General features: G+C 41.2%; 12 protein-coding genes. 11 read left to right on the plus strand and 1 reads right to left on the minus strand.

What is annotated here, in order from left to right:
• On the plus strand, window positions 1-1,347 hold the full coding sequence (locus D5281_RS14905; RefSeq protein WP_160560925.1) for an MATE family efflux transporter: 1,347 nt from the start codon (window positions 1-3) through the stop codon (window positions 1,345-1,347).
• A gap of 96 nt (window positions 1,348-1,443) precedes the next feature.
• Here the strand turns inward: D5281_RS14905 and D5281_RS14910 are convergent, their stop codons facing one another.
• Window positions 1,444-2,118, minus strand: a complete 675-nt coding sequence (locus D5281_RS14910) for a helix-turn-helix domain-containing protein (RefSeq protein WP_160560926.1) — start codon at window positions 2,116-2,118, stop codon at window positions 1,444-1,446.
• A 443-nt stretch (window positions 2,119-2,561) separates the two neighbouring features.
• On the opposite strand from D5281_RS14910, the gene D5281_RS14915 reads away from it, so the two are divergent.
• The 10 genes from D5281_RS14915 to D5281_RS14960 all read left to right on the plus strand — a co-directional run.
• Complete coding sequence (locus tag D5281_RS14915; protein ID WP_016307071.1) at window positions 2,562-2,753, plus strand: helix-turn-helix domain-containing protein; 192 nt, start codon at window positions 2,562-2,564, stop codon at window positions 2,751-2,753.
• A complete protein-coding gene (locus D5281_RS14920; protein ID WP_160560927.1) occupies window positions 2,746-3,447 on the plus strand; it encodes a response regulator transcription factor in 702 nt (233 codons plus the stop codon). The genes D5281_RS14915 and D5281_RS14920 overlap by 8 nt, the downstream gene beginning before the upstream one ends.
• 1 nt (window position 3,448) lies before the next feature.
• Window positions 3,449-4,372: a sensor histidine kinase gene (locus tag D5281_RS14925; RefSeq protein ID WP_004069668.1), complete on the plus strand. Its 924-nt coding sequence runs from the start codon at window positions 3,449-3,451 to the stop codon at window positions 4,370-4,372.
• Between the two features lie 126 nt (window positions 4,373-4,498).
• Window positions 4,499-5,422, plus strand: coding sequence for an ABC transporter ATP-binding protein (locus tag D5281_RS14930; protein ID WP_004069666.1), 924 nt, complete (start codon window positions 4,499-4,501; stop codon window positions 5,420-5,422).
• The gene (locus tag D5281_RS14935; protein ID WP_334296618.1) at window positions 5,406-6,206 is read left to right on the plus strand and encodes an ABC transporter permease; all 801 of its coding nucleotides are present in this window, start codon (window positions 5,406-5,408) and stop codon (window positions 6,204-6,206) included. Before D5281_RS14930 ends, D5281_RS14935 begins: the two co-directional genes overlap by 17 nt.
• Before the next feature lie 3 nt (window positions 6,207-6,209).
• Window positions 6,210-6,968, plus strand: a complete 759-nt coding sequence (locus tag D5281_RS14940; protein WP_160560929.1) for an ABC transporter permease — start codon at window positions 6,210-6,212, stop codon at window positions 6,966-6,968.
• Entirely contained in the window at window positions 6,965-7,504 is a 540-nt protein-coding gene (locus D5281_RS14945; RefSeq protein ID WP_160560930.1) for a hypothetical protein, read from the plus strand. Before D5281_RS14940 ends, D5281_RS14945 begins: the two co-directional genes overlap by 4 nt.
• Window positions 7,505-7,882: 378 nt before the next feature.
• On the plus strand, window positions 7,883-8,341 hold the full coding sequence (locus D5281_RS14950) for an RNA polymerase sigma factor (RefSeq protein WP_160560931.1): 459 nt from the start codon (window positions 7,883-7,885) through the stop codon (window positions 8,339-8,341).
• On the plus strand, window positions 8,313-8,516 hold the full coding sequence (locus D5281_RS14955; protein ID WP_160560932.1) for a helix-turn-helix domain-containing protein: 204 nt from the start codon (window positions 8,313-8,315) through the stop codon (window positions 8,514-8,516). Before D5281_RS14950 ends, D5281_RS14955 begins: the two co-directional genes overlap by 29 nt.
• On the plus strand, window positions 8,477-8,715 hold a 239-nt coding region (locus tag D5281_RS14960), incomplete at its 3' end, for an integrase DNA-binding domain-containing protein (RefSeq protein ID WP_330585047.1). The genes D5281_RS14955 and D5281_RS14960, both read left to right, overlap by 40 nt.

An 8,715-nucleotide genomic window follows, 5' to 3' on the forward strand; every position in this document is an offset into this window, starting at 1 on the left:
ATGGAAAAAACAAAAAACTTTACAGAGGGGAATCCGGCAAAGCTCCTTATTTTCTTTGCATTGCCATTGATGGTGGGGAATCTTTTCCAGCAGATGTATACGCTGGTAGATACCATCATTGTGGGACAGGGGGTGGGAGTGGAGGCCCTCGCTTCCTTAGGGGCCGCTGAGTGGCTTAGCTGGTTATTTTTTGGACTGGCAACAGGCCTTACCCAGGGCTTTTCGATTTTATTTTCCCAGTATTATGGAGCCGGAAAATTTGAAGATTTAAAAAAGACCATTGGAAATGCGCTGGTGCTTTCAGCAGGAGCCGTATGTCTGATGGTTTTTTGCGGGCAGTTAATGATTGCGCCGGCCCTTAGGCTTTTAAAGACGCCGGATAATATTTTTGCAGGATCGGAGCTGTATTTAAGAATCTTGTGGGCCGGGATTCCGATTACCCTGCTTTATAATTTTGCCTCCGCGCTTTTAAGAGCGCTTGGAGACAGCAAAACGCCCTTGGTGGCTATGGTAGTTGCGGCGCTGGTAAATATTGGTTTGGATCTTTTGTTTGTGATGGAGTTCCATTGGGGTATTGCCGGAGCGGCCGGGGCTACTTTATTTGCCCAGGGATGTGCGCTTTTTGCATGTCTTTTGGCTATGAGGTCACTTGCCTGTGTGCAGATTGGCCGGAAGCATATTGTGCCGGAAGGAGATATGTTAAAGCGCTTATTGCTTTTGGGTGTGCCAGTTATGTTCCAAAACACAATCATTAGCATTGGCGGGATGGTAGTGCAGTCGGTGGTGAACGGATTCGGCTTTCTTTTTGTGGCAGGATTTACAGCTACCAATAAGTTATACGGGCTTCTTGAGGTGGCGGCTACTTCCTTTGGCTATGCAATTACAACTTATGTGGCCCAGAATTATGGAGCGGGAGATTATGAGCGGATCAGGAAGGGGATCCGAAGCGGAATTGTTATTTCATCGGTGACAGCCCTTACGATTTCTCTGCTTATGCTGGTTTTTGGAAGGTCGATTCTTTCTCTGTTTATATCGGGAAGTCCCAAGGAGACAGAGCAGGTACTTCAAATCGCCCGCCATTACCTGAATGTTATGAGTTATTTTCTGGTTGTACTTTATGCATTGTATGTTTACCGCTCTGGGCTGCAGGGACTTGGAAATACAGTGATTCCCATGCTCTCAGGATTAGCGGAATTTCTGATGCGCGTTACGGCAGCTATGGTTTTTCCGCATTTTTTGGGACAGGAAGGGATTTTTTATGCGGAAATTCTTGCATGGACGGGGGCAGCGGTGCTTTTGGCAGTGTCTTATTATGTAGTGATGGGACAGAAAAAGGGGAGGGTGTAACGCTTGGAGCGTTTGCGGAAGATGAGGTATCTTCCGTCACCCTCCTTCTCAAAAAAGAAGAAAATGCTTCGGTTCAAATGGACGCAGCGTCTGCTATTAACACCCTAATCCAAACTTTTTCCATAACTTATGCTGCCCGTCTTTGGATAAAAAGGGCATAAGACCTATCAGAAGTTCCAGGCTGATATTTCCTGTGAGTCGCATAGCAAGCGCATCCATACAGTCCCTGTTTAGAAAAGGTGCAAGGGCGATGAGCGCCTCGGGACTTATTTCTCCTTCCACCTGGGTAACAAGCGCATCCAGATCTTCCTGCGTTAAAAAGGGGGCAAGGCCCATAATGGTATAATAGTCGATTTTCCATTCTTTTTTATTTTCCGATTTATTTTCCGAATCTTTTTCCGTCTGGGAATTATTTTCCTGTTTTGACTGATGGTTTAAATTTAAAAGTTCCTTTACTTTCTGGGGAGAAAGAAGCGGTGCAAGGTTTTTGATCACATCTATGGTGATGTCAGATAAGGAAATTCCATTTCCATTTATGATTTTAGCGATGGTTTTAGCTTCTTCTTCCGTTCCTAAAAGTTTGTCAAGGCTGATTTTTAAAATTTGGCAGAGCTGCTCAAGTTTGGCAATATCGGGCATGGAATTACCTCTTTCCCAATTGGACACCGCTTGATAGCTTACCTCCATGGCATCCGCTAAATTCATTTGTGTCATGTTTTGGGCAATTCTTGCTGCCTTAATGTTTTTGGCTACTTTCATGATATCAAACATAGTTTGCACCCTTCTGTTTTTTCTGCTTTCTATTATGGAATATATTCCATAAAACTCCGGACAACTGTTAAAAACTGAAAACCGGCCGTTTTTTCATGTAAGACAATTATAGAACATAAAAGTTTTCTTGGGAATCAATCAGTGTTTGAAATTCTTTTATTCTCTACTAAAGGAATCGTTGAGTTCTTGTTTTGTTTTTCTATGAAAACGCTTACTTTGCTTGTTGGGAAGTATCCCAAACCCTCTTGATAGTTCTCTCACTACCTACAACCCCGTACAAGGCGATTTTAACGAAGCTTTGAAAAAAATTTCTCAAAAAATTTTTTTAATCTATCTATAAAGAAGTTTGGGAAATACCAAGTATCATTTAATTTCTTGAATTTATTCGGTTAACCGTATATAATTATGGTGATAAAACTTATAGAAAGCGAGAGAGACTGAAAATGTTAGAGTATATTTCTGCCCCGGAAGCGGCACAAAAATGGGGCATTTCAGAAAGACGGGTGCAAAAGCTATGTGAGGAAAACCGCATACCGGGTGTAGCAAAATTTAGTCGGCTATGGCTGATACCAAAAGACGCAGAAAAACCAACAGATGCCCGGTTGAAAGCAGAAAGGAAGAAAAAACATGAATAAAGTTTTGATTATTGATGATGATAAAGAGCTTTGCGCACTTATGAAAAAATGCGTAGAGCAGGAAAACCTTGCTGCGATTGTCGCAGGCGGCGGTATAGAAGGCTTGCATATCTTGGCAGAAAACAAAGATACCTGTTCACTTATCATTCTTGATATCATGATGCCCGATTTAGACGGTTTTCAAGTATTGCAGCAAGTACGGCAGACAAGCAATGTCCCCGTTCTTATGCTCACTGCAAAAAGCGATGAAGAAGATAAAGTGTCCGGCTTACGAATGGGGGCAGACGATTATCTGACAAAGCCATTTAGCATTAACGAGCTTATGGCGCGTGTCAATTCCCTTATCCGGCGTTATACCCTGCTCAATCCAACTTCCAGCACCGAAACGGATTGTATGGTGTTTCAGGGAATGACGATTGATAATCTTAATCGTCTTGTTTTTATGAACAACGTACAAGTGGAACTTACAGGAAAAGAATTTGATCTGCTCTCTTTTCTTGCGGCGAACAAAGGGAAAGTATTTACGAAAAAGCAGATTTATACCCATGTATGGGAGGAAGAATATGCTTTTGATGATAGCAATATCATGTCTTTTATCAGCAAATTACGAAAAAAAATTGAACCAGACCCGGAACACCCTTTTTATATTTTAACCGTCCGCGGCGTTGGTTATCGTTTTAACAGGGAGGCATAAAATGAATGTTAATCTGTTTTTATTGATTGCGTTTTGTATCGCACTTTTATTTATCTTGTTTCTTGTCACAAAACTTAGGCGTGTACGGGGACAACTATCTATTATCGAAGAAGCCCTTGAAGATATAAAATCCGGGAATTTAAACCGCCGTATGCTGACTAAAAAGAACGATATGACAAGAAAAATCTGCTATGGTATAAACGATATTGCAATGAACAGCCAAACGCAGCTTATCAAGCAAAAACAATCTGAACAGGCATATAAACGGTTAATGACAAGTATTTCCCATGATGTAAAAACTCCCCTTGCTTCTTTGGTTGGTTATTTGGAAGCAATAGAATGTAAGATCGTTGCAGGAGAAGAAAAAGACGAATATGTTCATGTCGCATTTGAAAAAGCGGATTATCTAAAGCATTTTGTGGAAAATCTTTTTGAATGGGTAAAACTGGACTCCGGGGAACAGATTTTTCATTTTGAAGTTTTAGACCTAAACGAGTTATCACGGAATATTATCGTTGACTGGATTTCTGTTTTAGAAAACAGCAATTTTGACTATGTGTTTGATATACCAGAAACAGAGTATCTTATGCGTATAGATGCAAACGCTTATAGCCGCATCCTCAATAATCTGTTGCAGAATGCCCTTATCCATAGTAAAGGAAGCAAAATATCTTTCCATATTTTTGAAAATGATCTGCAAGCCAAAATCACTATGACAGATAATGGAAAAGGAATATCTCCCGATCATCTTCCGCATATTTTTGAAAGAATGTACCAATGCGATCAGTCACGGTCTGCTGGTGGAAATGGATTAGGCTTATCAATCGTAAAAGAACTTGTAGCTGCTCACAAAGGAACAATCACCGTTGACAGCACTCCCGATAGGGGGACTACATTTACCTTATTACTTCCGAAATCCCTGTAATAATACAGGGATTTTTCAGTTTGTCAAATTTCGCTTAACTGTAAAAGCATGAAAAAAGCAAGGTTTCGGCAAGGTTTTGGCAAGGTTAGCGTGATAGAATAGCAAATATGAAAAGGAGGTTTTGCAATGAGCAAATATGTAATTGAAACAAAAAATCTTACCAAACAATACGGAACACAGAAAAGCGTTGCGGATTTGAATATCCATGTAAAGCAGGGACGCATATACGGTCTGCTTGGCAGAAACGGAGCCGGAAAGACAACGACCATGAAAATGCTGCTTGGGCTGACACAGCCCACTTCCGGGGAAGTTACAATCTGGGGACAGCCTTTACGGACAAATGAGAAAAAGCTCCTGCCCCGGATTGGCTATCTGATTGAATCCCCCGGATTTTACCCGAATCTGACCGCCACAGAAAACCTGCGCATTTTTGCAACCCTGCGGGGAGTGCCGAGCCGTAATGCAATTAAAAATGCGCTTGATTTAGTGGGGCTTCCCTATAAAGACAAAAAGCTGTTTTCCCAATACTCCCTTGGCATGAAGCAGCGACTGGCGATTGCCCTTGCCATTATGCACGACCCGGAGCTTTTGATTTTGGACGAACCGATTAACGGTCTTGATCCGATTGGAATTGCGGAAGTGCGCTCTTTTATCCGTGACCTCTGTACGGAAAGAGGGAAAACAATATTGATTTCCAGCCATATTCTTTCCGAGATTGCATTGCTGGCTGATGATATTGGAATTATCGACCACGGCGCATTACTGGAGGAAGAAAGCCTTGCAGAATTGGAAGCAAAAAGCAGCAGACATATCCGTTTTACCGTTTCCAGCACAACACAGGCGGCAAGGATTTTAGAACGCAATTTCCATGAAACGCAGTTTACCATACAGGACGATTATAAGATGCGTCTGCATAATTTAGGCATTCCTGTCGGTGAAATTGTAACAGCCTTTGTCGAAAACGGGCTTACCGTGTCAGAAGCCTATGTCTGCGAAGAAAGCCTTGAAGATTATTTCAAGCGTGTAACAGGGGGTGAAGGGATTGCTTGATCTTGTAAAGTGTGAGTTTTGGAAATTGAAACGGAAAAAGTTTGTCCTTTTCGTAATATTTTCTGCGTTGCTTTTTCCTATCCCGTTTACTGCACTTGTACTAAAAGGGAATGTGGGCGATTTGAACGCTTTTGACGGCTTATATGATTTGCTCATTTGCATGGCTGTTCCTGTCATGCTTCCCTGCATACTTGGCATTATAGGGGCTATGCTCTTTTACATGGAAAGAGATAATGCAACTCTGAAAAATTTGATAGCTATTCCTGTTTCGGCATGGGAAATTGCGACTGCAAAAATCATAGTATTATACTTTATCAGCTTTTTATTCACCTGTATAACATTGTTCTCTGCAATTATCGGGGGGATAATAGCCGGATCTGATTTGGGCAATATTTGGAACAAACTTATAACCGCCATTATTACGGCTATTCTATATGCCACGGGTACACTTCCGATTATAATTGCGATTGTAAAATTTAACCGCTCTTATATATTTGCAGTTATTTTGACATTCTTCTATACAATGTTTGGATTTTCCCTTGCTTTTACAGGGCAGTTCACATCAGATAATCAAGTGATGAAAGTGCTTACCAGTATTTTACCAACGCCTGTTATTTATCGTTGGCAGGCTTCAAGAATGATTGAGCAGGGAACAACTGCTTTTGAAAACTGGCAGCCCTACTTTCTGAAATTAGGAATTGTAGTATTTACCGTTTTTATTCTTGGAGGTATCTCTTATTTTGCGATTATCAAAATCTACAAAAAGCAGGAAGGGCAGGTGTAAGAAATGGCAAGGCTCATAAAAACAGAACTCTGGAAATTAAAACGATACTCTGTTATCTGGATTGGAATTGCAACTATGCTGTCTGTTGTTTTACTAACCTGTTTTATGGAGATGGGTACGCCGGGAACGCCGACATTTTCCAGTTTTTCAGATAATGTAATATGGAACAGCTTTTCGCTTATCTTTCCGGCGACAATCGTACTGATTGCAGGTTATATGATTGAACGTGAAAGAACAGACGACACGCTTAAAAATATAATGGCAATCCCGGTATCTTTCCGAAGCCTGCTTTTGGGTAAAGTGTTTGTCTGCGGAATGATTTCTGTCTTTCTGGCGGTAGTGGAACTTTTATTTACTGCTCTCATTTCGCTTTTTAGCAGATATGAGGGAATTGCTCTTGGCAGCGTAATGAGATCGCTTGCCCAAATGGTTGGAATGAATTGCTTTGTATTTATATCGGTGCTGCCTGTTATTGTATTTACAGGACAAAGGGCAGGAGCATTTATGACGGGAGTAGCTTTTGCATTTTTTTATGGTTTTATAGGGACTTTTGCTTCCGGTCATGGTCTGTCCTGTCTTTACCCGGTTACGATAGGACTTGGTTTCATCAATTATCAAAATGGCATGGAAGTCGGCACATATAATATTTTCCGATGCGTTGTTGTACTTCTGATTATGCTTGTTATAACTGCGGTTATGCTGCTTCTGGCACAGGACAGGAGCAAAACACAAAAAATAAAAGGCAAAGGGGATATTCAATGACAGGAAAAAGAATACTCTGCATCATTCTAATATGTATGGGTACTTTATCGCTTTCCGGCTGTAACAGCATTTATCAAGCATTATCCGATGGGACGGAAAAGATACTTGATATGGCTTCTGACACTGTAGGCGACACTCCAAAAAATACTGCTTTAGACATCATGGATGCGCTAAATGAAATTGGTGGAAACATTGTTTTAACTTCTGAATCCTCTTTGCAGGGGGAACGTACTACAGGGATTGATAATTACGTTGGAACTTATTCAGCCGAATATAAGGACTTTTCAAAAACGGAATATCTGTTTGGCGGTGTTGATGTTGAAAGAGAGCAGGGAAATGAATTAACTGTAGAGTGCGGCCTAAAAGTTGACAGTGGTACTGCTAAAGTATTTTGGATTTCGGGAAGCGAGAAACCAGTTAGCTTGATTGAAACGGACGGAACTTATAAGGAAACAATTACATTGTCAAGTGGCAGCAACTATATTGGTATTGAATGTGAAGATTTTACAGGAAGTATGGAATTGAATATTAAATAATGCTCTGCTGCACGATGGCAAAAGAAAAAAGCCGTCGTACAGCAGAGGTATTTTCACACGCCTATTCATACACGGCGGCTTTTGAGAGATCAAAGCCGCCGTTTCTTTCATTAAAGAAGCGAGAATCTTTGCCTAAAGAGATATGGCGGCTAAAGGAGTTGCCGCCATGAAATGCAAACTGTATCAACAAAATTCATCGGTGATTGATTTGTTAAAAAAATCCTGTCTTGTGGAACGGGATTTTCTGCCTATGAGTATGAATACACATATCATTTAGTATGTCTTAATAACTCGCATTACTCAAATACCTATGCGCTTTCTGCTGCATGGGTATTTGCTGTAATAATCCCCTACTGGGAAGAAAGGGGGTGAGTGAAAATGAGATATTCTGAACAGTTCATGGAGCATATCGAATATGCATTTCATGCGTTCTGTAAGATTGTCCTGCGCCATGAAGCTATGAACGCATGGCGGGATTTGAAGCGGAAAGAGGAACGGGAAATATCCCTTGACTATCTGATGTCAGAGAAATATTTTGAACCGTCTGCTATGGACAGCTACTTTGAAAAACAGGACAAGCCAACGGTATTTCTTGTGTTGGGAAAGGAAGTTGTTGTTGATGATGAACGGTTAGCAACGGCATTATCAAGATTACCGGAATTAAGACGGGAAGTTCTGTTGCTTTATTACTTCATTGGCTATCGTGATGAAGCAATCGGCAGATTGTACGGACGTTGCAGGAGTTCGATAAACCGCAGAAGAAATGTTGCGCTGAAACAGTTTCGGAAAGAATGGGAGGGATTGAAACATGAGGAACAAAAAACTGATACCTTTTGAAGTGATTCAAAGAGCCGTTGCCGGAGAGCCGGAAGCAGTAGACGCAGTATTGCGGTATTACAACGCACATATTAAATACCTGTCTATGTATAAGGGGCATATCAATGACGATACTCAGGACAGGCTAAAAGCAAGATTAACAGAATCCATATTGAAATTTCGGTTCGACAGGTAGGTAGCAAAGACGGGAGATATGCTTACAAATATACCGATACTTTTGGTAAAGTGCAATTTGTCTATGCGTGGAAGTTAGTGCCTACGGACAAGACCCCTGCCGGGAAGCGTGACGACATATCCCTTAGGGAAAAGGAAAAAGAGATACAGAAAGACCTTGACGATGGGATAGACACAATCGGAAAGAAAATGACCGTCTG

The sequence above is a fragment of the Parablautia muri genome (assembly GCF_009917485.1).
Taxonomy (GTDB): domain Bacteria; phylum Bacillota; class Clostridia; order Lachnospirales; family Lachnospiraceae; genus Suilimivivens; species Suilimivivens muri.